Below are 26,070 nucleotides of genomic sequence, written 5' to 3'. Positions count from 1 at the left end.
CAGCTCCTATTTTTCAATGGCTCCTGTCCAGCTATTCATGCCTGGCACCACATTGATTAATTGTTGAAATCCTCTCTCTTTTAGCTTTTGCGCAGCTAATTCACTTCTTCTGCCTGAATGACAGATGAGATAAATGTCCAATTCTCTTGTTAACTCCTCTGCACGATCTTCCACCTCACCAAGCGGGATATGAACGGCTCCTGGGATATGCCCTGCTTCGTATTCATCCAGCTCCCTTACATCCAAAATAAACAGAGATTGATCTTCTTTTACCTTCTGTTGAAAGGCATTCAAAGATATTTCCGAAATCATGGGCTCCCCCTCTTCTTCTTGCGCTCCGCCCTTACGAATCAAATGATGAAGCACCTGTCCTTCTACTCTTGTTCCTAAAAACTCATGACCGGCACTTTTTGACCAAGCCGCTAAATCCGCTGCTGATCCTTTATCGGTAGCTTGCACTTCAAGCACATCTCCTGGCAAAAGCTCATTCATTTGTTTTTTTGTTTTCACAATCGGCATCGGGCATGCCAATCCTTTTGCATCTAAAATGACTGTTGGTTGCTGCATGTGATGTCCTCCTTTATAGGGGTGGGGGTATATTTTTATGCGTGCTTAATGCCAAGCATTCATACCACCCTTGATGTTTGTAATATGAGTAAATCCTTGCTTCTTCAATATTTTCGCTGCCTGCATACTTCTCATTCCGCTTTGGCATATGACATAGATCTCTTCATTTTTCTCAAGCTGAGAAGCTCGTTCTTTTAACTGAGGTAAAGGAATGTTTCGAAATCCTTTTATATGGTTTGTTTGAAATTCTACTGGAGATCGTACGTCAATGAGCTGTTGACCTTTGCTTTTCAGCTTTTTTTTCATATCGGCTGCATCCATTTGGTTAACACCACGTACTGGTAGGAAGCGGCTCACGAGTAAGCCAATCACCAGGATGAACAAAATCGTTTGAATCATTTCATCACCTCACTAAATAAATAAATTCACATTCCCGATTTCAGCCTCTGCTAAATAAGCGGCGACACCAGCATATTGAATGTCATCTAATAATTCTTTCTCCTGCAGCCCTAAAAGATCCATCGTCATTGTACATGCGACGAGGTTGATCTCCTGTTCCTTCGCCATATCAATAAGCTGCGGCAAGGTCATGGCATTATGCTTTTTGATGACGTGCTTAATCATCTTCGGGCCCATTCCAGCAAAATTCATCTTTGAAATGCCCATTCGATCAGCCCCGCGCGGCATCATCTTGCCAAACATTTTTTCTAAAAAACCCTTTTTCATTGGCACCATCTCATCCTTACGCAAGGCATTCAGCCCCCAAAAGGTATGAAAAATCGTCACTTCATGATCATAGGCTGCTGCACCATTTGCAATAATGTAAGCCGCCATCGCTTTATCATAATCTCCACTAAATAGCACAATCGTCGTGCGTTTTTTCTGTTCTTCCATTCTGCTCCTCCTTCATTATTACCCATGGGGGTATATAAAAAACAAAAAAATATATACACATACCGGTAAGGGTATATTATAACAAGTAAAAAAATCCGTCAACCTCCAAAGGCTGAGGAATTTCTTACCGGCTTTTCACCAATAGCTCAACCGCTTCTTTCACAAGACCCTCTGTATCCTTGCCTTGTTCAAGACTTTCACGAACACATTGCTCAAGGTTTGTACTCACAATCACACCCATTGCCCGATCAATGGCATTGCGTGATGCAGACAGCTGCGTCACCACCTCGCGGCAATCCTTTCCCTGCTCCATCATCGCAAGAACCCCTTTAATCTGCCCCTCAATCCGGCGAAGACGGTTCTTCATCTGTTGATTATATTCCATGCACAAGTACCCCTTCCTATTCTTTCTATGAACAGATAGTATACCCTAAGAGGTATTTAGTCAAACGACTTGCCCTTCTCTTTTGTAGAGAACTTATATGAAAAGAATTGCACATTCCACCATTTATTGATAAAAAGAAAATAATCAACGAACGAGAAATCATTGAAGAAAAGAGGGTAGCCCATGACTTTACATCATTATATTGGATCAAACAAAGAACTGCCGCTTGGTACCATTGGTCAAAATCCTACCTATAAACCATTCTCTGAACTCAATATCAACATGTTTGATAAAAAACAAAAAAAGCCAAAAACCTATCAAAAAGAAGAACTTTTGATAGAAGTATTTGAAACAGAAGAGGATTTCGAAGGCATTCACATTGATTATCTAGATCCCGTCTATGAAGCGGTAAGAAACAAATTCACGCATCCTTTTGTTTATGAATTAGGCATCATTCATTCTCTTCGTGCACTTTTTAAATTCATTGAAAAAGAGCTGTCAAAAGGAGAAAGCATCGAAATCTATTCTTGTCTAGATGAACTGGAAACGAAAGAAAAGGACGATCAATTGGACGTAGAAATTGACCTAAGCAAAAAACGGTTTGGAAAACATATCGATTTTAAAGAGATCGATGAACTGATTGATATGTTTGAATTAGAAAACTTACAATATGTGTTGGTGAAGAAATAGACCTCCTGCGTAAAAGTATAGAGAAAAGGGGACATTATAATGAACTTGACATGTGAATCTAAAAATTTTGATGATTATTTATGTGAACTAGCTGAAGTTGATTATTCTCATCCTCTTATTCGAGCAAAATCAAATGAACTTTTCAACCCTTTGCAGACAGAAATAGAAAAAGCAAAAGTAGCCTATGAGTTTGTTCGAGATGAAATTCCCCATACATGGGATATTCAATCCAAACGAGTGACTTGTCATGCATCAGAGGTATTAACATTTAAAGAGGGAATTTGCTACGCAAAGTCCAACCTATTAGCTGCTCTATTGCGCTCACAAGAAATACCTACAGGTTTTTGTTACCAGCGGTTAATGTTGTTCGATACGCCAGGTAAGGGATATTGTATTCACGCATTAAATGCTGTATTTTTTCATTCACTTAATAAATGGATTCGATTAGATGCACGCGGCAACAAAACAGGAATTGATGCTCAATTTTCACTTGATCATGAAAGATTAGCTTTTCATACCCAACAAGAATTAGATGAAGTCGACTATCCTTTGATATATGTTAAACCACATCCAAAGACAATGAGCGTTTTAAAAGAACATACAGATGCTATTGAGATGTATAAACATCATTTACCAGAAACGATATAGGCTTGGGGGCAAAAAGACTTTCGACAATGCCAAACGTGAAAATAAACCGGTGCTTGTCAGCATCGGTTATGCCCCTTGTCACTGATTTGCATAGGATCTATTTTATATTAAATACACTCAATAACTTCATCCAAACGATATCTACCCTTCAATTAAACGTTTTAACTTAAGCTCCGTATCAGTATCCTCAACCGGAGTATAGACACTGCATCTTAAATCAGTATCCCCATACACTTGTAATGAAGTGAGATTAAACAACATTTTACCTCCCTTAGCATGACGAAATTCAATTAATACTTCAGGTGCATAGCTGATCTCATTTTCATTCCAAATTTTACGAAACTCAGGATATGCCTGCTCCATTTCTTCTATAAATTGCTCATACCAGTCATCTGCCACATACTGTCCGTAATACGTTCTAAATATGGCGATATATCCTCTAACAAAATGCTCCCAATTCACCGCTAAACTTTTAAATTCCTTTCTTGCGAATAGTAAGCGTATGATATTCCTTTCTGCCGGGATGATTTGTTCAAAGTCCAAAAATACGTTCGCAGCTGCTTGATTCCAGCCAACAATCTGGCTTCTTCTATCCGATACAATCGTCGGGCAATAACGAAGTTCCTGCAAAATTTTCACTAAAGCCGGACTGATTTCCTTCTCATTCTCAATGATAAAGGATTGTTTCACTCCTTCCTCTAACGCTAAAGCGTACAAATATCTCCTTTCATCGTTATTTAATTGTAATGCTCGAGAAATCGCATCTAATACCGAAGTCGATACTTTTATATCTCTGCCTTGCTCTAACCATGTATACCAAGTAAGACTCACACCGGCTAGTTGAGCCACTTCTTCTCTTCTCAGTCCTGGTGTTCTTCTGCGGGTTCCTACAGGTAAACCAACCATTTGGGGCGTAATTTTCGAACGTTGGTTTTTTAGAAATTCTGATAATGCTTGAAGTCTTGTTTCAGGTTTCATGAAGATCTCCCTTTAAAATATTATTAATTATACTAGGATAAACAACAACTTGTAATAGGATAACACAATGGCTAAAGTTAATAAAAACAAGGAGGGAATGATCATGAAAAGAGTTGTCATTACTGGAATGGGAATTATTTCTCCACTTGGAAATGATGTAAATAGCTTTTGGAATCAACTAACCAAAGGACAATCGGGAATATCTCTCATTGATTCTTTTGATACAACTGATTATAAAACAAAAATAGCTGGAATCGTTCGTGATTTCGATGCAGATGAAATATTGGGAAGAAAAGAAGCAAAACGATTAGACCGTTTTAGTCAGTTTGCCTTAGCAGCAGCCGAACAAGCATTAGAAAATTCGCAATTACAGTTAGATCAAGTTGATCTTGAACGTTTAGGCGTATATGTTGGTTCAGGAATCGGGGGAATCCAATCGCTTGTTGATCATGTCAATGTATTAGATAAACGAGGTCCCTCAAGAGTAAGCCCCAGCCTTGTCCCCATGATGATTTCAAATGCAGCTGCGGCCCAAATCAGCATTAGATTAGGGGCACAAGGGCCATCATTGTCACCAGTCACAGCTTGTTCTATTGGGAACACCGCTATTGGTGAAGCTTTCAATGCGATCCGAAATGATGATGCAGATATTATATTTGCCGGAGGAGCAGAAGCTGCTGTTTCACAGATATCTTTGGCCAGTTTTGGAAACGCACACGCACTATCTACTAGAAACCAAGACCCAAGCCGGGCCAGCCGTCCATTCGATACAGATAGAGATGGCTTTGTGATGAGTGAAGGCGCAGGTATCTTAGTATTAGAATCATTAGAAAACGCGATTCTTAGAGATGCGCCGATATTATGTGAAGTAGTTGGGTACGGAGCTAGTTCAGACGCTCATCATATGGTAGCATCCCACCCAGAAGGTAAAGGTGCCTACTTAGCCATGAAAAAGGCGTTGAGAAGTGCAAATATATCAACAGATGATATTGATGTTATTAGTGCACATGCAACAAGTACACAAGTAGGTGATCGTTCAGAAGTTCTAGCTATTAAGAAATTATTTGGTGAACGTTCAGGTGAAATTCCAACAACGGCAAACAAATCAATGACAGGGCATATGTTTGGTGCTGCCGGCGGAGTCGAAGCCATTGCTTTAGTGGAAAGTTTGAGACGAGGAATGATTCCGCCAACTATTAATGTAGAGAATCAAGATCCAGACTGCAATTTAGATGTTGTATTAGAAGCGAGACAGCTTCCTTTGAAATACGGGCTATCCAATTCTTTTGGTTTTGGAGGACATAATTCAGCCATCTTGTTAAAGCATTACGATTGATGTAGCTATCAAGGGTTTATAGCCCTTGATTTTTTTACATTTTGGGAATACCTCACAGACAAATTATGAAGGGCCTCAATCTGATATATTAACCCCACAGATTTATAATATTATACTATATTTACATTAATTGTAATATATTAGATCAAAAATCCATTTACAATTCTTAATGTAAAAAGGTACATTTTGGCTACGCGCGAGCAATTTGATTGCATTTCTTTGCTGCAATAGCAATACTATCATGTCTTGACATGATAGATGTTGAAATGCAAAAAAAAGAAAAGAGGATAACAAAAGTTATCCTCCGCTTTGATATTTATGTTCATGCTTTTCTAATCACTCAGCTTCATTGTTTGTTGTAGCGCTTGCGTTTTCAACACTATGTGCTTCACCATGACCTGGCCCGAAAAGATTTAATATTACAACTCCTATAAGTATCAAAACAATCCCAGTAACACTGGCAACGTTAATTTTTTCTTTCCAAATCAAAATCGAGATTATTGTAGTAAGAATAATACCTATACCAGACCAAAGTGCATAGGCGGTATTCAAAGGTATGGTCTTCATTGCAAGTGATAAGAAGAGCAGGGAGCCTATAAAAGAAATAATTGTACCAATAGTAGGGTAAAGTTTTGAGAAGCCTTCTGCAGCCTTGAGCATAGAAGAACCAATAAGTTCACCAATAATTGCGAGCAATAAATATAAATATGCCATTATTACTCTCTCCTCCTGTATAAAAAATCAACGACTTAAAAAACTGTATTAAACCTTTATAGGTTTACTTCACTAAATCTTTATTAAGTACAACTTTACAAGAAACCAAAAATGTTTTTAAGTCTTTATTTTTCAAAAAAATTGTGCGCAAAATGACTGGTGATCCTTAGTCCAGTAGATAAAATCTAATCTAGATAATCTAATAAGATATAAACTAAACTGCACTATGGTACAGTAAACATAAAAACAAATAATGAAAAGTGAAAGAAGGTGATCCAATGCCCACTAACAATAAGCCCAATAGATTAATCGCTGAGAAGTCTCCTTATTTACTTCAACACGCTCACAACCCAGTTCACTGGTACCCGTGGGGGCAAGAAGCATTCGATAAAGCCAAGCGTGAAAATAAACCTGTGCTTGTCAGCATCGGTTACGCCACTTGCCACTGGTGCCACGTCATGGCACACGAAAGCTTCGAAGATCAACAAGTCGCTGACATCTTAAACGAGCATTTTATTTCGATTAAAGTCGATCGTGAGGAGCGTCCAGATATCGACTCGATGTATATGTCGGTTTGTCAGATGATGACGGGGCAAGGCGGCTGGCCGTTGAACGTGTTTGTCACGCCGGATCAAAAGCCTTTTTATGCTGGGACATATTTCCCGAAAAGAAGTGCTTACGGGCGGCCTGGCTTCATCGAGGCACTGACACAATTGCTGGATGCGTACCATAACGACCGGGATCATATTGAATCATTGGCAGAGAAGGCGACAAATAACCTGCGGATCAAAGCAGCAGGGCAGACAGAAAACACGCTGTCACAAGAGGCAATTCACAAAGCCTATTACCAGCTCATGAGCAGCTTTGATACACTGTATGGCGGATTCGGCTCCGCACCGAAATTTCCTGCACCTCATATGCTCTCATTTCTGATGCGCTATTACGAATGGTCAGGACAGGAGAATGCGCTGTATGCAGTCACGAAAACGTTAGATGGGATGGCAAATGGCGGTATATATGACCATATTGGTTCGGGTTTTTCTCGTTATTCAACAGACGAGAAATGGCTTGTGCCGCATTTTGAAAAAATGCTGTATGATAATGCCTTGCTGATGGAAGCTTACACAGAAGCGTATCAGCTCACCTCAAAACCTGAGTATGAAAAACTTGTCCAACGCCTGATCCAATTCATTAAACAAGATATGATGAATTCTAGCGGCTCCTTTTATTCAGCGATAGATGCAGATTCTGAAGGGAAAGAAGGACAATATTACGTCTGGGCAAAAGATGAGATCATCACCCATTTAGGGGAGGAGCTTGGCGCTTTATTTTGCGACGTCTATCACATCACAGAAGAGGGGAACTTTGAAGGGGAGAACATCCCTCATACCATTTCTACCTCTTTTGAGGACATCAAAGCCTCTTTTTCGATCGACGATAAAACCCTTCAATCCAAGCTGCAAGAAGCGCGGCATATTTTACAATCAGTCAGACAACAGCGACCCGCGCCGCTTGTCGATGACAAGGTGCTTACATCTTGGAATGCGCTGATGATCTCAGCTCTCGCCAAAGCAGGAAGGGTCTTTGATGCAGAGGAAGCGATCCGTATGGCGAAGCAGGCGATGTCTTTTCTAGAAACACACCTCGTCCAACATGATCGGCTCATGGTCCGCTACAGAGAAGGTGACGTGAAGCATCTCGGCTTTATCGAGGATTATGCGCATATGCTAAAAGCGTATATGTCTTTATACGAAGCGACCTTTGAGTTAGCGTGGCTGGAAAAGGCGGCAGCCATTGCCGAGAACATGTTTGAGCTGTTTTGGGACAAGGAAAAAGGGGGCTTTTTCTTCTCGGGATCAGATGCGGAAGCGCTCCTCGTTCGAGAAAAAGAAGTGTACGACGGCGCCATGCCTTCTGGTAACAGCACCGCACTCCATCAGCTTTTGAAACTCAGCACAATGACAGGACGTCAAGACTGGCTGAAAACATTAGAACAGATGTTCAAAGCCTTTTATGTCGATGTCTCTTCCTACCCAAGCGGACACACAGCGTTTCTGCAAGGGCTCCTAAGTCAATATGCAACCAAAAGAGAAATCATCATTCTCGGAAAAAACGGCGACCCTCAAAAAGAACGGCTTTTACAGGCGCTTCAAAAACGCTTCGTTCCATTTGATATCATATTGACTGCCGAAACAGGGAAAGAATTAGCGAAGCTCGCGCCCTTTACAAAAGATTACAAAACAATCGATGGCAAAACCACCGTGTATATTTGTGAAAATTACAGCTGCCGCCAGCCAATCACCGATATCGACGAAGTGATGGAACAATTATTCCACAATTGAGTTTGTCATGAGATGACTATGAGAAGACAAAATGAGGACAAACAGATAAAAAACATGTCAATCCGCTAACAAATTGTCTGTACGGTTTTATTTTTCCTAAAAAACGGTTAGAATGCGCACTAGACGTTCTCATACCGAAGGGAGAGAAAATGATGAAAAAGGTATCATACACACTCATCGCTTGTTTGTTATCTGTTGGACTTGCAGCCTGCTCGTCAAACGATGCCAAACAAGATAAGCAAAACGACGCAGCCAAAAACAAGGAAACAACACAGGCTGATCAAAAAGAGCAGCAAAAGCAAATGGAAGAAATGCAAAAGAAATTAGACGCACAAAAAATCGATGATCAAAAGGTCGTTGCGACCGTCAACAAAGACAAAATCACAGGCAGTGAATACAATAGCGCCTTATCTACCATTCAAGGCCAGCTTCAGCAATCCGGGCAAGACCCAACTTCTAAAGAAGGCGAGAAAGCAGTCAAGAAACAAACCATTGATGCGCTCGTAGGACAAGAGCTCATCCTGCAAGATGCTGAGAAGAAGGGCTTCAAAGCCTCTGACAAAGAGGTAGATAAGCAGCTAAAGGAAGAAAAGAAACAGTTCAAAGACAACGCTCAATTCGAAGAAGCACTTAAAAAGAGCGGACTCACATTGGATCAGCTGAAGAGTGACATTGCCGACAGCATCAAATACAGCCAATATGTCGATAAAGAAATCAAATCAGCCTCCGTCTCTGAGAAAGACGTCAAAGCGTACTATGATCAATACGCAGACCAAATGAAAAAACAACAGCAAAAAGCACCAGAATACAAAGAGGTTAAATCACAAATTAAAAAACAGCTAGAATCTCAAGAAAAGCAAAAAGAAGTCCAAAAAGAAATTGAAAAACTAAAGAAATCTGCGAAAATTAATGTTTCTCTATAACCGCTAAGAAAAAATCCGCCATTGTGCGGGTTTTTTTGTTACTTCATGAACTATTTTTCCAAATTTATGACAAAAGCCTCATCATAAACGTCTCTTCCATCCGATATGATGGGAGTACAAAAGAAAGCGCTAACAATTCTTTTGTCTCTGAAAAGGTACAGGATCAAAAGCAATTCTCGTACTTTTGCTTCAGTCAATCGGACATCTACAAAAGGAGGATCATTATGTTCAAATGGTTTAAACCTGCTCCGCATATCGACAGGCTTGATGATGCCAAAACAGACGAGACGTATAAGCGGCTGCGGCTGCAAGTCTTTCTAGGCATCTTTATCGGGTATGCGGGCTACTATTTGCTGCGCAAAAATTTCGCTTTTGCTATTCCATATCTACAGGAAGAGGGGTTCACAAAAAGTGAATTAGGCTTTGTACTCGCAGCCGTATCCATTGCTTATGGCTTTAGTAAATTCATCATGGGGATGATCTCAGACCGCTGTAACCCCAGATACTTTTTAGCTGCCGGACTTTTTTTATCAGCTCTTATCAATATCCTATTTGTCTCATTTCCGTGGGTCACATCCAGTGTATGGATCATGTTTTTATTCATGTTCTTAAACGGCTGGTTTCAAGGCATGGGGTGGCCGCCATGCGGGCGTACGATGGCGCACTGGTTTTCGGTTAGTGAACGTGGTACGAAAATGTCCATTTGGAACGTCGCTCACAATATCGGCGGGGGGATTCTTGCACCGCTTATCACATTAGGGATTGTACTGTTTGCGACGTGGAAAAGTATCTTTTTCTTCCCTGCCATCATTGCCATTATCGTCTCCTTCGTGATCATTCTTCTTGTACGGGATACCCCGCAATCCACTGGTCTTCCGCCAATCGAGGAATATCGAAATGACTATCCGGCACAAAACTATGAGGATCAAGAAAAAGAATTAACAGTGAAAGAAATTTTATTTAAATATGTACTCAACAATAAATTCCTATGGTATATCGCCATTGCCAACGTCTTTGTGTACTTCGTCCGTTACGGTGTCGTGGACTGGGCGCCGACCTACTTAACAGAAGCAAAAGGCTTTTCACCAGAGCATTCACGCTGGTCTTATTTTCTTTATGAATATGCAGGCATTCCCGGTACATTATTGTGCGGCTGGATTAGTGACCGCTTCTTCAGAAGCCGCCGCGCACCAGCTGGCGTCATCTTTATGGCCGGGGTGTTAATTGCCGTTCTTGTTTACTGGCTAAACCCTGCAGGCAATCCAATGGTCGATAACATTGCCCTTATCAGCATCGGTTTTTTGATTTACGGACCTGTCATGCTCATTGGACTTCAAGCCATTGATCTCGCTCCGAAAAAAGCGGCTGGCACTGCTGCCGGACTGACAGGCTTCTTCGGCTACATTGGCGGCTCTGCCTTTGCCAATGCCATGATGGGTGTCGTCGTGGATCACTATGACTGGACAGGAGGCTTCATTTTACTGGTTGGTTCTTGTGTGCTTGCGATTGTTTTCCTCGCCATGACATGGAATACAGGAAAGCGCGTAGAGCAAGCTTAATGAAAATCACATAAAAGATTCATATCTGCCCAACATGCTCTTTACATCTATTTCTTATGATGGAGGCAGTTACCGTAAAAGGAGGATAAAATATGAAGAAAAGTAGATTACTTGCTTTCGTGTTGCTCTCTTTTGCTTTACTGTCTTTTGCGTGGGTGCCGGCCACCGTATCGGCACATGAAAACCTTTTATCTCCAGATCGCATCTTAACCGTTGCACACCGCGGAGCATCAGGGTATGCACCAGAGCATACCCTGGCTTCCTACAAGCTCGCCAAAAAAATGAATGCAGATTACCTCGAACTCGACCTTCAAATGACAAAGGATGGACATCTCATCGTGATGCATGATGAAACCGTTGACCGAACCACAAACGGAACAGGCTGGGTCAAAGACCTCACACTTGCCGAAATCAAACAGCTTGATGCTGGTACCTGGTTTAACGAAGCCAATCCCGACAGACAAAATGCCAACTATATCGGACAGAGAGTCCTTACATTAGATGAGGTGCTGCGCTATTTCGGAAAACGAGAGAATTATTATATTGAAACAAAAAAACCAGACCTTTATCCGCAAATGGAAGAAAAACTATTGGCCGCCTTAAAGAAACATCATCTTCTTGGGAAACACACAAGAAAAGGGCAGGTTATCATACAATCCTTTAGTCAGGACAGCCTGATAAAGCTGCAGAAATTAGCTCCACGCCTGCCAAAAGTACAGCTATTAGACAGAAACCAAATGACATCCATCACAGACGATCAGCTCGACTTTATCAAAACGTACGCCGTGGGTGTTGGACCGAATTTCAGAGCATTAACACCTGAAAACGTCCAGCAGGTCAGAAGCCACGGACTCCTCCTTCATCCATATACAGTCAACAGCGAAGCAGACATGATCCGTCTACTGCAATACGGCGTCACCGGCCTTTTCACCAACTATCCAGATGTCTTTAACCGTGTAAAAGCTTCACTCTAAATAAAAAAAGCCTTGCGGTCCATCACGCAAGGCTTTTGATTATTTCACCGTTTGATCAGAAGAAGCTGTTTCAATCGGCTTTCGTTTTCCAATTCCAAATACAAAAAAGCTAAGTGCCACTAAAATCAAGAATCCAATTGCTACAATAAGAGAAATACGCGTATCCTGATTAATGAGCATAAACACAAGAACCATCAATAAAAATCCGATTGTAAGATAGTTAGAAAATGGTGCTAGCGGCATCTTGAACGGGTGCTGATCAAGTGCTGCCCCCTTTGCCTTTCTGAAGCCAATATGACTAATCAAAATGACAAACCAAGGCACCATCCCAGGAAGGACGCTCGCACTATACACATAGACGAAAATGTTTGGCGGAGAAACATAATTCAGGACCACTCCTATCGCTAAACCAATCAGCACAGCGAATGTCCCAAAATACGGTACACCGTTCTTCGAAATTTTCGTAAAGAAAGCAGGCGCCTGCCCATTCACTCCTAATGTATAAAGCATACGTCCCGCACTGAAAATACCACTATTACAGCCGGACATCGCTGCTGTAATGACAACAAAGTTAATAATACCAGCTGCTGCTGTAATCCCGATCTTCGCAAACGTCGCCACAAATGGACTGCCAAGGGTATTCAACTGATCCCAAGGATACACAGTCACAATGACAAAGATCGCACCGATATAGAAAATCAAAATACGCCAGATGATACTTTTGATGGCATTTGTCAGCGTCTTTTGAGGATTTTGCGCCTCACCGGCTGTAATCCCAATCAGCTCGACACCTTGATAAGCAGCAATGACTAGAGACAACGCAAACAGGAATCCGCTAAACCCACCTGTAAAGAACCCGCCATGCGCCCAAAGGTTAGACAGCCCAATAGGAGTTCCGCCATTTCCAAATCCGAAGAAAATAATGCCTAAACCTGCAATAATCATCAAGATAATTGTCACAATTTTGATCATCGCAAACCAAAATTCAAATTCACCGAACGACTTAACCGAAATCAAGTTGGCTGCTCCTAAAATGATCATCGCAATTAACCCTGGAATCCACGCAGGCAGCTCTGGGAACCAATATTTCATATAAGCCCCAACCGCAATAATTTCAGACATTCCGACAATGACCCACTGGAACCAGTTACTCCAAGCCGTCATATACCCTGCAAGCGGATGAATATATTGATGCCCGAATGTAGCAAATGACCCTGTACTCGGCTCAAGATATAACATTTCTCCCATCGCACGCATAATAAAAAAGATAAAAATACCACACACTGCGTACGCTAGAAGAACCGATGGACCTGTCCACTGAATGGCCTTCGCTGACCCCATAAATAAGCCAACACCGATTGTGCCGCCAAGAGCGATCATTTGAATATGGCGGGCACTTAACCCTCTCTTTAATTCCTTTTGAGCCACTTTTCTTCCCCCTCATCAACAAAACAACATAAAAAATAAAAATCAGAATTTTCATTCTGATTGAGAAACATCAATCTTTCGATGTATATTATCATAATAAATCTACCCTTAAAAAACAATTGTTTTTTTGAGGAAAACACTATTAACAAAATATTCTGACATAAAATTAAGTTCAAATTTTTTTATATTGATATAATCAATAACCAGAAAAATCTTCAAAAAAAGACCGCTCACACGGTCTTCTAAGCTCAAACTGTAAATTTATAGGAACATCAGCAATTGCTTTCCTAAAACACTTTCCTCTGATAAATCACAGTAGAAAGTCCCCAAGACAGCAAGTAGAAGAGCATAATCAGCACAGCTGACCCCGTATATAAAACAGGGATCGATAAATTCATAATAAAATCAGTGATCCCACTAAATTGCTCTGCCAAATAGAGAACAACAGGCGGTCCCATAGCAGATAATACGATAAAGCCAATGATCACTGCCGTTGTGATATAACCAGGCTTTAAGATATAAAACAATGGAAACGTACACGCCGCGAACAATAAAAACAACCCGCTGCCAATCGCAATATCTGACAGCGAAAACAGCTTCCCAAAAACAAATAATGCAGCACTTGTCAGCACGATCGCAATACTCATATAGAAAATGGCGCCAAGATAACGTGATGCGATAATTTCTTTACGTGTATAGGGCAAGGAGTTTAATAGAATATTCGTTTCTGCCTTTTCATCATACGCATATGTGTTAAATGGAATGAAGACACTAGCGACTAGAAACGTCAATACTGGATGGACATCCATGAAAATAAAAAATAAGATAAACGGAATAAAAATAAGTAACTGCTTCTTTTGCAAAATCACATCACGCTTAATTAAATGAAACATGCGCAACCCCGCCTTTCAAATAAAACATGATATCCTCAAGCGACGCCGGTTCAATCACAACAGCATCCCCAAAAATAAGTTTCACCTCATCAACACGATCGGTTAATGCTTCAAATCCGGCTGCTGTACGCTGGATATGGACAAAGGCCTTTTCTGTGTCTCGATCCAACAACTCCAGGCTCCCTTTCACAAGCGCATAACTTTCTGCCACTTCATGAATCGAATGTTGAAAGACCAATCTTCCATTTTGTATAAACGCAATATAATCCGCAATCCGGTCTAAATCAGTCGTCACATGCGTCGAGAAAAAGATCGTCTTATTTCCATCAATCATCAATTCTTGTAACGTGCTGAGCAGCTCTCTTCTAAAAACCGGATCTAAACCAGCAGTTGGTTCATCCATGATAATCAGCTCTGCATGATGTGACAGCGCAATCGCTAGTGAAGCCTTCATCTGCATCCCTTTTGAAAATGTTTTAATCGCTTTATTCAGCGGCAGACCAAACTGTTCAATATATTGATCAAAAAGCCGGTCATCCCAGCGTTTATAGGCTGGTGCCACAATCCGTTTGATGTCCTTTAAATTCAGCCCTGGAAAAAAAACATTGGCATCGTAAACAAATCCGATTCGTTCCTTAATTTCTTTTTCATGAGTATGATAATCCAATCCAAAGACCTTTATGTCACCTGAATCGGGTTTTAACAAATTCATGATCATTTTAATGGTGGTCGACTTACCCGCTCCATTCTCTCCAATAAACCCTGTGACAAAGCCTTTCTTGACCTGTAAATCAATATCCTGAACGGAAAAATCCTTGAATCGTTTCGATACTCCTTTGAATTCAATCACATGCTCCACTCATCTCACTCCTCATATAAGAACTTTAATAACTGCTGCAATTCATTAAAAGATAAGCCTAATTCTTTCCCGTTTGTGACTACTGCTCCAAGCTGTTCCTCGATCACCTTCAACTTCTTCTCTCTCATCACTTCTAGGTTTTGTTCCGCAACAAAAGATCCCTTGCCTACAATCGAATAAATAAATCCCGCCTTCTCTAACTCTTCATACGCTCGCTTTGTTGTAATCACGCTAATTTGTAGATCCTTCGCCAGTTTTCGAATAGACGGCAGCGCTGCACCTTCCGCAAGCTCACCCGTTAAAATCATCGATTTGATTTGATTCGTAATTTGCTCATAGATAGGCTCCTTAGAATGGTTTGAAATCGTAATTTGCATATAAAAACCTCTTTTTTCAGATAGTTGAAACAAAATATTGTATATACACTATATATACATTATATACACACTAAAAGAATATTCAAGCATTTTAAAAAGTGTTCTCCTCATTTTTTTAAAATAAAAAACCGCACAGCCCTTAAGCCATGCGGTTCTTTAACAAAATGCTTTATTTCCAATATACCCATTTTCCCATAAGCCACTCCACAGGACCTCTTCTCCATTTTTTCAAATAGAGATAGCTGATGAACAGCTGTGCTGTGTACAGTCCGACAGCAAGCAGCAGCCCAAACATTGATCCCAATTGTCCAAATAGACCAAGTCCATAAGAATAGAAAATCGTTGTACAAATAATCGACTGCGCCAAATAGTTTGAGAGAGACAAACGGCCAAGCCCTGCAAGCAGGCGTTTGAAACCTTGGGCTGCCTTCGAATAGTAGAAAACAATAAAGGCTTGAATATACCCAATCGTCAGCACATAGGCACCCAGCGTAATCACCAATTCACTCCAAGGAGCATCAATGAACGTCGCACATTTTAAAACGAGCCCGATGATAATCATCCAAACCCAGCCTTTACGATAAGCCATTCCTCGATCTTCTTCTGTCAAATGACCCTTTTTCCCGATCGCCATGCCAAGCAGTGCAAACGGGCCAACCATGATCGTACCAAAAAGAAAACCTAATATCGGCATAAGCGCAATGGTCACGATCGCTAGGATCATGGTCACAATCATCATATCGTCTTCAACCGTAATCCGGCTGAGCAAAATATCCCCATAATCACCTTTTGCATACACATCGGTTAATAAATCATCAGTCCCATAAACAAATTTCATCATGTATGGCAAAACGACTAATGACAACGCACCTAACACACCCGACCAAATAAGCATTGTTTTAATCCGGCTGCTCAAAAACATCATCAAGAAAAATGTACAAGCTCCATAATAAAGAAGAATGTCACCGTTCCAAATAAAGATGTAATGCAGCATCCCAAGCACAATCAAACCAAAACCACGGCGAACGACAATGGCATTCGTATTCAGCCCCTTGGCCTTCGTCGATTCAATCAGCTTGATAAAAGAATACCCAAACAAAAAGGAGAAAATCGGATAAAAAGACCCTTGGAACAAAATTTCCGTCACATATACACCGAATTCCTGTCCCCAAAAACTCGAATCAAACATCTTCTCAAAATCATAATCATATTGGAAATTAAGCATATTCACAATCAAAATACCTAATAAACTAAAACCACGTAAACTATCAATAAACTCAACCCTAGATCCCTTCAACACGACAGCTCCTTCAGACAATATAAAGATAAAGCATATTTATCCTACCACACTTTTAAAAAATTGGTTCATATCCCCATGTGAAAAGGTGTGTTTTAAGGTAAATTTAATAAAAAAACCTAGAATCTATATTCTAGGTATCATACTGAATACTTGTAACTTATGACTTTCTTCTTCCCGCAGCACACGCTTCAAATAAAACAAAATTCCCAAACCGAATAAAATCAACGCCATTTCCAAGTCTGCAGAAATCGGCAGCCATTTCAGCATCATTAAAACCAGCAAAACCGCTCCAACACCTGCGAAAAAAATGACGTTTCTTTTTAATTCTTTGTTTGATTAAAACAACACTCTCTCCTCCACTGTTTATCCAATTGAATGTTTTTCTAACTTTTTCAATATTCTTTCCCAGCCGGTATCTCCCATTTTTCGATCTATTAACTGCCCCTCTTGATCAAAGAGGCAAAAGCTAGGTAATCCTTGAATCTTATACTTTGAAACAATCTCATAATCTTGATCCAATACAATAGGAGCGTTCATATTCTTTTCCTCTGCATACTCTGAAACAACATCTGCCGATTTTTCCTCTTCTGTATATGGAACATGGACACAGGTTAAATGAATACCCAGCTCATTCACACGTTGTAGGATATGATTGGTTAATTCTTCACAATGAGGACAATTGACTGACCAAAAATAAAGAAGCTGATGCTGTCCCTTAGGTACACTCCTTTGATCTGAAGGGTAAATCCAAGGAAGATTCTCAGGCCAGTTGAGTTTCTGCGTTCCCACTATACATCCCCCTTATCTTTTAGCTGAAAGGCGATGATTTTTCCTAATGCTTCCTCAGCAGCAAAAGGAGTGACGCTGCCTGTTGGATTTTCTTGTTCTTGTTTTAAGCACTCGTACATGTTTTTTTCAATTTTTGATGGATCAATCCAAGAGATACACCATGATGCCCAGAAACAAGTAGGTCCCTCATAACGTTTAGCCAGTGCCAGAAGAAATGGCAAGCTAGGTTGCCCAATCCTCATGAGTGACATGGCAGCGGCCATTCTTGTATCTTCTTCGTCACTTTCTAATAGCCGAGCTAGCGGTTCTGCTGCGTCCCCCGCATCTGCTCCAAATTCACCAAGTACAGCTGCTGCAATGTTCCGCAGAGAGCCTTTTTCTTTTAAAGCCTCAACAAGGACGGGCACTGCATCTTTTCCATATTTTCTTAAATCACCTATTGCTTGAACGATCGTTACTTCATTTGTATTGGCCAATTGTTGAACTGATTGAGACAGCTTATTTTCTGGTTTCATTTACAATCAACTCCTCTTTTTAATGAACCGCACGGTATCGATAACAAAGCACATAAAATCCAGCCCCAGCCACTAGGGATACAATTGTAGTCAACAAGCCATTAGTGATGAGATGAATACTAATCATGACCATCGCACTGATCACAGACGCAAATAGCAATGATCGATAATAGGCAGCCAAAGCAAAACTCATTTCTCGTCTCAGAGGCTGCATAAAGGCAAAGAGCCGTATGGCCAAAAACCATATATAAACTCCTCCACCAAATAAGGTCCAATACAATACATCCTGAATTTCAGCCAAATAAAGAGAAATCAAGTAGAACGCATACAGCCAAAAAGTTTGAAACACCTCTAACAGAATGATTTTTTGATATAAAACACCTGGAAAAAGGTAGAGCACTCCTGTTTGTGCGTGTCTTACAATCCCTGCATAATATGAACTAAAAAGAACGGATGCCGCAATGACGATCAAGAATAGATTCAGCCAATCTGAAAAATAAGTAAAGACGACATAGTAAGTACCAATTAACAGCATAGTAGATAGTACATGGAAAATCATATACTTTTTTATCAGCAATAATTCAATCCAAAGAAAAGCCCAAATGCCCGTTAATGCCGGAAGTCCCCACCATGTCCTGCTCTTTTTTTGAACGATTGGACTTGATTGAATATGTTTCCCCTCAAATTCCTCCCAAAATACTGCTTCCTTGACTAAAGACTCCTTCATCTCTAAACGATGACTAGCCTTGTACATCATCATGAAAGATAGAAACATCACTCCAATAAAAATGAAGACAGAAAGAATGGAGAACTCTTCGATCATACGTCCAGATTGAAACATCAAAGAATCAGCAAAGTTCATCAATGAGGGCTGTTTCATCATTAATTGATTTAAAACAAGCAGTGCATAGCTGAAAAACATCAATACAAAGCCGAGTAAGAGCAGTCGCTTATATATTCTAATGGTTCTAGCACAAGACACCGCAATCATCCAAGTTTCGACCAAACATAACAGCCCTGTCAGGATAAGTGATTTGCCAAGCAGAAACGGGTACTGCTGCGTCATAAAAAACAGAAGAAGGTCCGCAGTCAAAGCAGAGATAATGAGAAGAGCCCCTCGCCAGAAAATGTGATACATCCACACACTGATAACAACCGTCCATAGAGAAGCGCCATTTCCATATAACCAAATGATATCGTTCATCTGACTAGGCAGCCGATTTGTAAACAAGCCAAACCCCGTATAGAGAACAAACAAACAGACAATGATCCACCCAGCTGCAACCGCATTCCAATCACCCATACTTGAAACTGCGCTTAGCTGAAAACCAATTGCCGCAATGAAAAGAAGTAAGATCAGAAAAGGCATTTTCTTTTCTTGATTTTTACTGATAAAGCGCCTTTGAGATTTCATCCATAATAGGGAGAGTGTGTTATTCACTTGACCACTCCCCCAGAAGTTGAATGACTTCTGCCCTCCACTCACTCTGTTCTTCCTTTAATTGAGGAACATCCATGTTCTTCATGATGGCACCGTCTCGAATCAATACCACCCTGCTGGCCGTATCGAGAACGAATTCCAGACTATGAGTCGACACAAAGACCGACCCACCTTGACTGCTTTTTTGTCTCAGCCAATCCGACAGCCACTGTTTTGACGGTATATCTAACCCAACAGTCGGTTCATCTAATATAAAAAGGGAGGCATCTTGAACAATGGCCCCTGCTAAGACAACACGCTGCTTTTGGCCTCTTGACAGCCTTCCGCACAGTTCATTCATCTTTTTTTCCATATTTACTTCTTTCAACGCTCCATATACCTTTTCCTTGATCTGTTTTAAGCCTTTATGATATCCACGTGCACGGAATTGAACATGTTCAGCAGCCGTTAGGTCTGGATACAAATAGGGGTGATCAGGAATAAGCGCGACTTGTTTTTGAACATGGGAATGACCAGGCGGGAAACCCTCTATGAGAATTTCCCCTCCATCTGGTTTATATAGACCCGTTAAACATCGAATCGTTGTCGTCTTCCCGGCACCATTAGGCCCAAGCAGTGCCACAACCTCACCTGCTTCGATGGAAAACGACAAATCCTCTATCCCATCACCATTGCTATATCGTTTGCTTACATTCTGAACCTCCATGAATGGCATCAAATCTCTCCCTTTGATTAGAGTGATGTATGCTGAGGCTTCTTGGTATGTATATATCTTTGAAGTTTAAATTGCCATAAGGGCATACAAACGAGCACTAAATTGTGAACAAAATGTGCCGCCAGTACACTAATAAATCCATAATTCACAAAAAGAAAACCAAGGAAGCACCCAAAAACAAAAAGATGCGTCCAGCGAATCCATCTTGGATCATATCCTGTCACCTGATGCATAATTGCCCACAGTAAAGATGATATTAAAATGGACAATATCATACTCCCACTTAACCAAAATATTAAAGAAATTATTAAGAGTCGGTAAATGACTTCTTCTCCAATTGAACTTTGCAGGCTCATATTAAGCCCTTGTCTTAAGGTAAAGCCGGATAAGAACATACTCCTATTTGATAATTCTGGTGATATACGTAATCGATTCATTCTCTCTAACAAATAAAAAACAAGTGATGTGATACCTAAACTAATTATTCCGGCGCTAAGACCGATAAATATCTGGACAATGCTTTGATCTAGAAATTTTAGTCCTAATTCATTCACAAGAGCACCTCCTGCCAATGAACATATAAATACTACAAATCCTGTCAATAATCCTGCAAACAAAGTAGATAGTATGCCAAGTAATTGAACAGTATGAACACTCATCCTAGCATCGTAAGCATTTACTATCGTTAGTTGTATATCCTCCTTTATTGTGAGAGATTGCACTAGTACAATAATCAAACCCAGTATAAGACTTAATGTGATTTGAATTTGGACATTCATTAAGACTAAAACTAATATAGCAATGATCATCGCAGCGGCAGACCCTAACATACCTGAGATGCCAAAAGTAGACTCAACTTGTTCATCTCTTATTACTTTGTTCATTTGATCTGTTAGAATCTCTGTATCTGTGCCGATATAAGTGATCACACCAGATTGCATTTCAACTGTTACCTTAAGTCGAATATCTTCCTTTTCAGCAAGATACCAATACGTTTTGATTTCACGAAAATCCTCTTCTTTTGAACCTGAACCAGTTGGTTTGGTCTTAGCCCATAATCCCTTTGAAGAATAAGTTAATTGTTCTTTTAATCCTTCTAATGATATTTGAGCACCTTTATGAGGTAATGAAGTTTGCCTTACATCGGCGTAAAAAAAAGTAACTTCGCGTTTTGCGTTTACTCCTATGACGAATGATTGATTTTGATGAACAAAGCGAACACGCCATGACTCTACCAAGCCCATTTCGTGAAGTATACGTCGATTTTTATTCAGTAAACCTAGATGATGTAGTTTATTCACGGTTTCATGGTCATACCAATAGACTGAATAAACATCCCATTCTTCTACATCCACGCCTACAAATTCTTTAATAAAGTCGATACTGACTTTTCTTGCCTCACTTTTATCTAAAAGATTTGATTCTATAGTTGATACTCTATACTTCATGAATAGGACAAGTCCTATCACTCCTAGAGCTGTCCACATAATGATAGTAAAACTATTCATGTACAGCTCCTGCTTTCATCTCATTTTCAAATGGAAGGTCTGGTTCTGAAAGTTCAACTTCCCCAATACATTTACAGTTTTTTGCTTCACATTTCAATTTCATTAGACGTGCTGGTGAGCCAATATCAGAAAATGAATCTGTTAGAATATGACCTAAAGAGATATCCTCTAATTGACAAGGTGTCACATACCCATCTGCCCTGATATACCAGGCCAGATAACCAGGCGTACAAAAATCAGTTGTAAAAGAACTTTCTTCGTGTTCCCAGTCTATTATATTCAGGTGTTGATCCCATTTATGACGTGCCTGCTGTAATTGACTTTGAACACGCTGTTCAAATGACTTCTCCAGTGCTTTAAAGTTCTTTGTAGCACGCCCAACGGATAAAGTCTTTCCAGCACGAAAAATGGCAGCATTTACTCTTGCACAATGATCTATAACCTCTGTAACTTGATCAACGTTTATTTCATTGATCGTCATTGCCACAATTACGGGGACATTCATTTCTGCTAAATGTTTGATCGTTTCCATACTCTCTTGAAAAGCACCTTTTCTTCCTCTTAATGAATCATGAGTTTCGCTCGTACCGTCAATACTAATTTGTACAGTTACATTGCCCAAATGACTAAGAAGTTCTACTTCTTCATTTCTCCAGTTTAGTCCATTACTAAACACATTTACATTCGTAAATAATGAGCTGGCAGCCATTACAATCTCTTTAAAACCTTTGATTAACTTTGCTTCACCCCCAGTTAAAGTAACATCAGCTACTCCCTGGGCTGCTAACTTTTGCATTACCTCGATCCATTGTGAACATGTTAACTCATTGGGATAAGGCTTCCCCGAACTGGCATAGCAGAATGAACAACCTAAGTTACAGGCATTGGTTAATTGCAGAGTACAGCTAATAGGTAAATAGGATTGTAGCGATCCAGAAAATTGAATTGGCTGATCCAATAACCCCTGTGTCCAAGCCTCTGTAAAAGGATGGGCACTCAACTCTTCACGCAACTGATCAGCCGTCAGCTCTTCTTTTTTAACGATCTCCCAAATTCGAGCAGTTTTACTTAAATCTTTATTCTTAGATAATAGAAATGCAAGTTGAGCGCCTCTCCCACTCAATCTAAAATAATACATCGATTTTCTATCTATCATGACGGCCCCATGAGGCTGTAAATGGATGCCTAATTCAGGTAACTCATATTCTGCAATTTGATTATTCGACATAAAAAACACCCCTTTTTATAGAATAAGGAGTTAGCAATGTATGCATAACTCCCTATGTTACTCATTAAAGAGCTCGCATTGCAGGATGTGGAAGTGCACAAACACGCGTCATTGGTATACTCTTCGAGGCCCAGCACCCCATACATCCAGCAGCCTTTACAATCGAAGTACCCCCTGGACGCTTAAGGCTTTTTTTACTCACAGATTCCCATTCTTTTTGGTTTCGTGTCATAAGTAAAACCTCCTCTTAAATTTTGCATAGTGTCAATAGACCCATCTCCTATGCACCCTGATATTACCATATGAAAAATGTCGAAGTAAGGGGAATTGTGTAAAATATTCTAAAATTATACTTAAAAGTAATTTTAATATAGATGGTAATTAAAAAAAGATTGGATTTGATTATCCAATCTTTTTTCGCATTTTCTATTTTAGTGATTTCTGAACTAACCTATTCCATCTACAAACCATATTCAAACTAATCGTTCACCCTATACCATCTCCTGACACGCCCAAGCATCCACCTCTACCTTTAAAGCAGGAGAAGCCAATGCCACCACATAAATCATTGTCATACAAGGCAGATGATCGCCTAAAAACTGCCCCATAATTTGTTTCCTGCTCTCAGCATCGAACTCTCCAACGAGATAAATACTAGTTTCGTTAAATCTTCCACAGCCATATCTGCCGCTTCTATATTTCGTTTCACATTCTCTAACGCTAATTCGAGCTGCTCCAACGGGCTCTCGGGAATTGTTCCATCCACCTCCATCCCCACTTGACCTGATAAGGTTAACCACCGCTGTGGCCCTGTTGTCTCTATTTGATGGGTATATGGTGCAACTGGCGGGTGAATGGTCTCAGGATTACGTGATATTCTCATGAATAAAAACCTCTTTTCTGAAAATACAGTCAATTTTTATCATCATATCAAACTTTCAACCGTATTCAGATTTTTATACTCATAGTAAACTTTCAGAAACAATCGCAACAGCCTGCTATAACTCTTGTTTTCTAAAAAGAAACCATCCGATGAGAAAAAAGAAAACAATTAATACCGATACACCTAGAAAACTTGTAAGTGCCTGATCCGAATAAGTCCCCTTATGAATCATCTCTTCGGCTGCACTTGTCACGCCTTTAGGTGCAAACTTCCCTAATGTCTCTTCATAAAATGAAGGGACGGTAAACAGAATAAGGTTGATCAAAAGCGACACACCGCCAGCTGTGACAGAACGTTGAAAGAACGCCGAAGCACAAATGGTCGATACCACAATCAGCAATAAATTTGGATAATAAAGAAGTGTTCCTTTTAACACATTGACCCAATCCACATGCCCAAATTGAATGTCCACATAATAAACAGAGGCAAGCACCGCCACCACCAAACTAAACAAAGTCAAACAGGCATAGGCGCATATTTTCGAGACATAATAACTCGTTCGACTGATCGGTTTCACCATAATCATCGCAGTCACTCCAGAGGCACGCTCTCCAGCGATCGTCCCCATCACGATCATAATCAGGATAAACACACCTAGCGAATCAAATTTACTCAATGCACTCGCCAAAGCCTCTCCTGCACTTGGCTCTGGTATATAAAATGTAGACCCTTCAGGTAAATTAGCTGATTTCGATAGAAGATCTGGCAGCATTTTGAGCGTAATAGGCTGCGTAATCATTAAAATTGTAAAAATGATTGGCACAAACAACATTTTATAACTAGTGAATAACTCCCTAAATTCCTTTTTCAACATCATCATGCATTCACAACCTTCATGAAAATATCTTCAAGCGTCAGCTTAGATAGTCGATAATGGAGGAGAACACCGCCAGATTCAGTGATAAGACGAGGCAGCTCCTTCAATGCTATTTGTTGATCGTTCACTCGCACCTGATAAGCATCTCCTGTCTCAAAGCATTCCTCCACCCAATCCCGCTCTTTTAACAAAGCCAATAATTTCGTATCCTGTTGTTCTAATTGAAATTCAATCACTGGCTGGATATAGTCTTCTTTGATCTGTTTCATGGAAGAAGACATCTCAATTTTGCCACTGTTGATCATAATAATATGATCTGCCACACGTTCAATGTCATCTAAAATATGGGTCGACATAAAGATCAACATCTCTTGTTTCAGATGCTCAATTAATGTCAGTACGTCTTTTCTCCCCATGGGATCAAGTGCAGACACAGGTTCATCCAAGATGAGAACCTTCGGGCTGTTGATAAGCGCCTGCGCAATGGCAAGCCTCTGCTTCATGCCTCCGCTATAGCTGCCAATGGCACGATCCTTCGCCTCATACACCCGGCAAAGCTTCAACAGCTCCTCTGTTTTGGAACGAATGATTTTTTTCTCTAAGTGAAATAACCCGCCAACCCAATGCATCCACTCCTGCCCCGTCATATCCTGATAAAATGCAGGATGCTGCGGACAATACCCAATCACATGACTGATTTGGTCCATCTCCTTTGCGACATCCAAACCAGCCACCTTCACGACCCCAGAAGTAGGACGAGCAAGCCCCGTCAAAATCCGGATCGTCGTTGTCTTCCCCGCTCCATTGGCTCCTAAAAAACCAACACATCCAACCTCCCCAACAGAAAAAGAAACCTCTTTTAACACTTCATGCCGTCCATACGATTTCGTCAGCCCGTGACACTCCAACATATTCAAGCGAATCCCCCCTACTAAGATTGTTTACGACCAAAAATGAAATACGCAATAGGACCGGCACTCGCCACAAACACAATCACCAAAGCCCAAACCCACTTCACCTCTCCTCTGATCCTCGATGGATCTCTTTTCAGCAAATCAAACAAACCAATCACCATCAAAATCGCTTGCAGCAAAATAAGAGGTAATATCATCTTCATATCCATCCACGCCACTCCCTTTTCAAACGCCAATTTGTTTTGGTAACACTTCTTTTGACGACATGAAGAGAGGATTCGTTCAAACAGATTTTATTTTTATCGATCGAATGATCTATTAGATATAAAAAAG

The 26,070-nt window shown here is 40.4% G+C and carries 29 protein-coding genes and 1 pseudogene; 7 read left to right on the top strand and 23 right to left on the bottom strand.

Translation table 11 applies throughout. The features are described from left to right. Window positions 1–6: 6 nt before the first annotated feature. From NSS65_RS01245 to NSS65_RS01230, 4 genes are all read right to left on the bottom strand, one after another. Window positions 7–567: a sulfurtransferase TusA family protein gene (locus tag NSS65_RS01245; protein WP_046313645.1), complete on the bottom strand. Its 561-nt coding sequence runs from the start codon at window positions 565–567 to the stop codon at window positions 7–9. A gap of 45 nt (window positions 568–612) precedes the next feature. After that, window positions 613–966, bottom strand: a complete 354-nt coding sequence (locus tag NSS65_RS01240) for a rhodanese-like domain-containing protein (protein ID WP_034283071.1) — start codon at window positions 964–966, stop codon at window positions 613–615. Between the two features lie 12 nt (window positions 967–978). Next, window positions 979–1,461, bottom strand: coding sequence for a DsrE/DsrF/DrsH-like family protein (locus NSS65_RS01235; protein WP_041088802.1), 483 nt, complete (start codon window positions 1,459–1,461; stop codon window positions 979–981). Between the two features lie 124 nt (window positions 1,462–1,585). Next, the gene (locus tag NSS65_RS01230; RefSeq protein ID WP_003217059.1) at window positions 1,586–1,846 is read right to left on the bottom strand and encodes a metal-sensitive transcriptional regulator; all 261 of its coding nucleotides are present in this window, start codon (window positions 1,844–1,846) and stop codon (window positions 1,586–1,588) included. A gap of 183 nt (window positions 1,847–2,029) precedes the next feature. On the opposite strand from NSS65_RS01230, the gene NSS65_RS01225 reads away from it, so the two are divergent. Continuing rightward, on the top strand, window positions 2,030–2,536 hold the full coding sequence (locus tag NSS65_RS01225; protein ID WP_034283066.1) for a hypothetical protein: 507 nt from the start codon (window positions 2,030–2,032) through the stop codon (window positions 2,534–2,536). A 39-nt stretch (window positions 2,537–2,575) separates the two neighbouring features. After that, on the top strand, window positions 2,576–3,184 hold the full coding sequence (locus NSS65_RS01220; protein ID WP_342467327.1) for a transglutaminase family protein: 609 nt from the start codon (window positions 2,576–2,578) through the stop codon (window positions 3,182–3,184). 141 nt (window positions 3,185–3,325) lie between these two features. Here the strand turns inward: NSS65_RS01220 and NSS65_RS01215 are convergent, their stop codons facing one another. Then, window positions 3,326–4,162 carry a helix-turn-helix transcriptional regulator gene (locus NSS65_RS01215; RefSeq protein ID WP_111927596.1) on the bottom strand — a complete coding sequence of 279 codons (837 nt, stop codon included), beginning with the start codon at window positions 4,160–4,162 and terminating at the stop codon, window positions 3,326–3,328. Between the two features lie 103 nt (window positions 4,163–4,265). On the opposite strand from NSS65_RS01215, the gene fabF reads away from it, so the two are divergent. Next, window positions 4,266–5,498, top strand: coding sequence for a beta-ketoacyl-ACP synthase II (gene fabF, locus NSS65_RS01210; RefSeq protein ID WP_070326625.1), 1,233 nt, complete (start codon window positions 4,266–4,268; stop codon window positions 5,496–5,498). Between the two features lie 336 nt (window positions 5,499–5,834). On the opposite strand, the gene emrC is transcribed toward fabF, so the two are convergent. Further along, window positions 5,835–6,212: a multidrug efflux transporter outer membrane subunit EmrC gene (emrC, locus tag NSS65_RS01205; protein WP_342467326.1), complete on the bottom strand. Its 378-nt coding sequence runs from the start codon at window positions 6,210–6,212 to the stop codon at window positions 5,835–5,837. 278 nt (window positions 6,213–6,490) lie between these two features. Between emrC and NSS65_RS01200 the strand changes: the two genes are divergently transcribed. The 4 genes from NSS65_RS01200 (at window position 6,491) to NSS65_RS01185 (ending at window position 12,010) form a co-directional block, all read left to right on the top strand. Next, complete coding sequence (locus NSS65_RS01200; protein ID WP_342467325.1) at window positions 6,491–8,554, top strand: thioredoxin domain-containing protein; 2,064 nt, start codon at window positions 6,491–6,493, stop codon at window positions 8,552–8,554. A gap of 152 nt (window positions 8,555–8,706) precedes the next feature. Next, window positions 8,707–9,477 (top strand): SurA N-terminal domain-containing protein, encoded by a 771-nt coding sequence (locus NSS65_RS01195; protein ID WP_144496782.1) that lies wholly within the window; start codon window positions 8,707–8,709, stop codon window positions 9,475–9,477. 224 nt (window positions 9,478–9,701) lie between these two features. Next, on the top strand, window positions 9,702–11,036 hold the full coding sequence (gene glpT / locus NSS65_RS01190; protein ID WP_024424430.1) for a glycerol-3-phosphate transporter: 1,335 nt from the start codon (window positions 9,702–9,704) through the stop codon (window positions 11,034–11,036). 92 nt (window positions 11,037–11,128) lie between these two features. Continuing rightward, window positions 11,129–12,010, top strand: a complete 882-nt coding sequence (locus tag NSS65_RS01185; protein WP_081123908.1) for a glycerophosphodiester phosphodiesterase — start codon at window positions 11,129–11,131, stop codon at window positions 12,008–12,010. 39 nt (window positions 12,011–12,049) lie between these two features. On the opposite strand, the gene NSS65_RS01180 is transcribed toward NSS65_RS01185, so the two are convergent. The 17 genes and pseudogenes from NSS65_RS01180 to NSS65_RS01100 form a co-directional block, all read right to left on the bottom strand. Continuing rightward, window positions 12,050–13,438, bottom strand: coding sequence for an amino acid permease (locus NSS65_RS01180; protein WP_041115338.1), 1,389 nt, complete (start codon window positions 13,436–13,438; stop codon window positions 12,050–12,052). 287 nt (window positions 13,439–13,725) lie between these two features. Further along, window positions 13,726–14,331 carry an ABC-2 transporter permease gene (locus NSS65_RS01175; RefSeq protein ID WP_144472700.1) on the bottom strand — a complete coding sequence of 202 codons (606 nt, stop codon included), beginning with the start codon at window positions 14,329–14,331 and terminating at the stop codon, window positions 13,726–13,728. Continuing rightward, on the bottom strand, window positions 14,315–15,190 hold the full coding sequence (locus tag NSS65_RS01170; protein ID WP_342467324.1) for an ABC transporter ATP-binding protein: 876 nt from the start codon (window positions 15,188–15,190) through the stop codon (window positions 14,315–14,317). Before NSS65_RS01170 ends, NSS65_RS01175 begins: the two co-directional genes overlap by 17 nt. A 5-nt stretch (window positions 15,191–15,195) precedes the next feature. Further along, window positions 15,196–15,567 carry a GntR family transcriptional regulator gene (locus NSS65_RS01165; RefSeq protein WP_268480609.1) on the bottom strand — a complete coding sequence of 124 codons (372 nt, stop codon included), beginning with the start codon at window positions 15,565–15,567 and terminating at the stop codon, window positions 15,196–15,198. A gap of 169 nt (window positions 15,568–15,736) precedes the next feature. Further along, a complete protein-coding gene (locus tag NSS65_RS01160) occupies window positions 15,737–16,864 on the bottom strand; it encodes a DUF418 domain-containing protein (protein WP_302852354.1) in 1,128 nt (375 codons plus the stop codon). Window positions 16,865–16,990: 126 nt separating this feature from the next. Beyond that, complete coding sequence (locus NSS65_RS01155; protein WP_231122841.1) at window positions 16,991–17,149, bottom strand: hypothetical protein; 159 nt, start codon at window positions 17,147–17,149, stop codon at window positions 16,991–16,993. A gap of 81 nt (window positions 17,150–17,230) precedes the next feature. After that, window positions 17,231–17,656, bottom strand: a complete 426-nt coding sequence (locus tag NSS65_RS01150; RefSeq protein WP_061110466.1) for a TlpA disulfide reductase family protein — start codon at window positions 17,654–17,656, stop codon at window positions 17,231–17,233. Then, window positions 17,656–18,171 (bottom strand): HEAT repeat domain-containing protein, encoded by a 516-nt coding sequence (locus tag NSS65_RS01145; RefSeq protein ID WP_061110467.1) that lies wholly within the window; start codon window positions 18,169–18,171, stop codon window positions 17,656–17,658. The genes NSS65_RS01150 and NSS65_RS01145 overlap by 1 nt, the downstream gene beginning before the upstream one ends. Window positions 18,172–18,190: 19 nt before the next feature. After that, window positions 18,191–19,612 carry a sporulation killing factor system integral membrane protein gene (skfF, locus tag NSS65_RS01140; RefSeq protein ID WP_070326622.1) on the bottom strand — a complete coding sequence of 474 codons (1,422 nt, stop codon included), beginning with the start codon at window positions 19,610–19,612 and terminating at the stop codon, window positions 18,191–18,193. After that, window positions 19,605–20,327: an ABC transporter ATP-binding protein gene (locus tag NSS65_RS01135; RefSeq protein WP_070326621.1), complete on the bottom strand. Its 723-nt coding sequence runs from the start codon at window positions 20,325–20,327 to the stop codon at window positions 19,605–19,607. Before NSS65_RS01135 ends, skfF begins: the two co-directional genes overlap by 8 nt. 17 nt (window positions 20,328–20,344) lie before the next feature. Then, entirely contained in the window at window positions 20,345–21,835 is a 1,491-nt protein-coding gene (locus NSS65_RS01130) for a CPBP family intramembrane glutamic endopeptidase (protein ID WP_061110470.1), read from the bottom strand. Further along, on the bottom strand, window positions 21,828–23,063 hold the full coding sequence (gene skfB, locus NSS65_RS01125) for a sporulation killing factor system radical SAM maturase (protein ID WP_342467323.1): 1,236 nt from the start codon (window positions 23,061–23,063) through the stop codon (window positions 21,828–21,830). The genes NSS65_RS01130 and skfB overlap by 8 nt, the downstream gene beginning before the upstream one ends. 64 nt (window positions 23,064–23,127) lie before the next feature. Continuing rightward, window positions 23,128–23,295 carry a sporulation killing factor gene (skfA, locus tag NSS65_RS01120; protein ID WP_061110472.1) on the bottom strand — a complete coding sequence of 56 codons (168 nt, stop codon included), beginning with the start codon at window positions 23,293–23,295 and terminating at the stop codon, window positions 23,128–23,130. Between the two features lie 259 nt (window positions 23,296–23,554). Beyond that, window positions 23,555–23,946 (bottom strand): annotated as a pseudogene (locus tag NSS65_RS01115) (RidA family protein). A 115-nt stretch (window positions 23,947–24,061) separates the two neighbouring features. Continuing rightward, window positions 24,062–24,826: an ABC transporter permease subunit gene (locus NSS65_RS01110; protein ID WP_034284236.1), complete on the bottom strand. Its 765-nt coding sequence runs from the start codon at window positions 24,824–24,826 to the stop codon at window positions 24,062–24,064. Beyond that, window positions 24,823–25,740, bottom strand: coding sequence for an ABC transporter ATP-binding protein (locus tag NSS65_RS01105; RefSeq protein WP_034284237.1), 918 nt, complete (start codon window positions 25,738–25,740; stop codon window positions 24,823–24,825). Before NSS65_RS01105 ends, NSS65_RS01110 begins: the two co-directional genes overlap by 4 nt. A 14-nt stretch (window positions 25,741–25,754) precedes the next feature. Next, window positions 25,755–25,946, bottom strand: a complete 192-nt coding sequence (locus NSS65_RS01100) for a PLD nuclease N-terminal domain-containing protein (RefSeq protein WP_003217265.1) — start codon at window positions 25,944–25,946, stop codon at window positions 25,755–25,757. Between the last annotated feature and the right edge of the window lie 124 nt (window positions 25,947–26,070).

This window comes from Bacillus sp. FSL K6-1006 (assembly GCF_038593175.1).
GTDB classification, from domain to species: domain Bacteria; phylum Bacillota; class Bacilli; order Bacillales; family Bacillaceae; genus Bacillus; species Bacillus safensis.
This window is presented reverse-complemented; position numbering and strand designations above follow the sequence as displayed.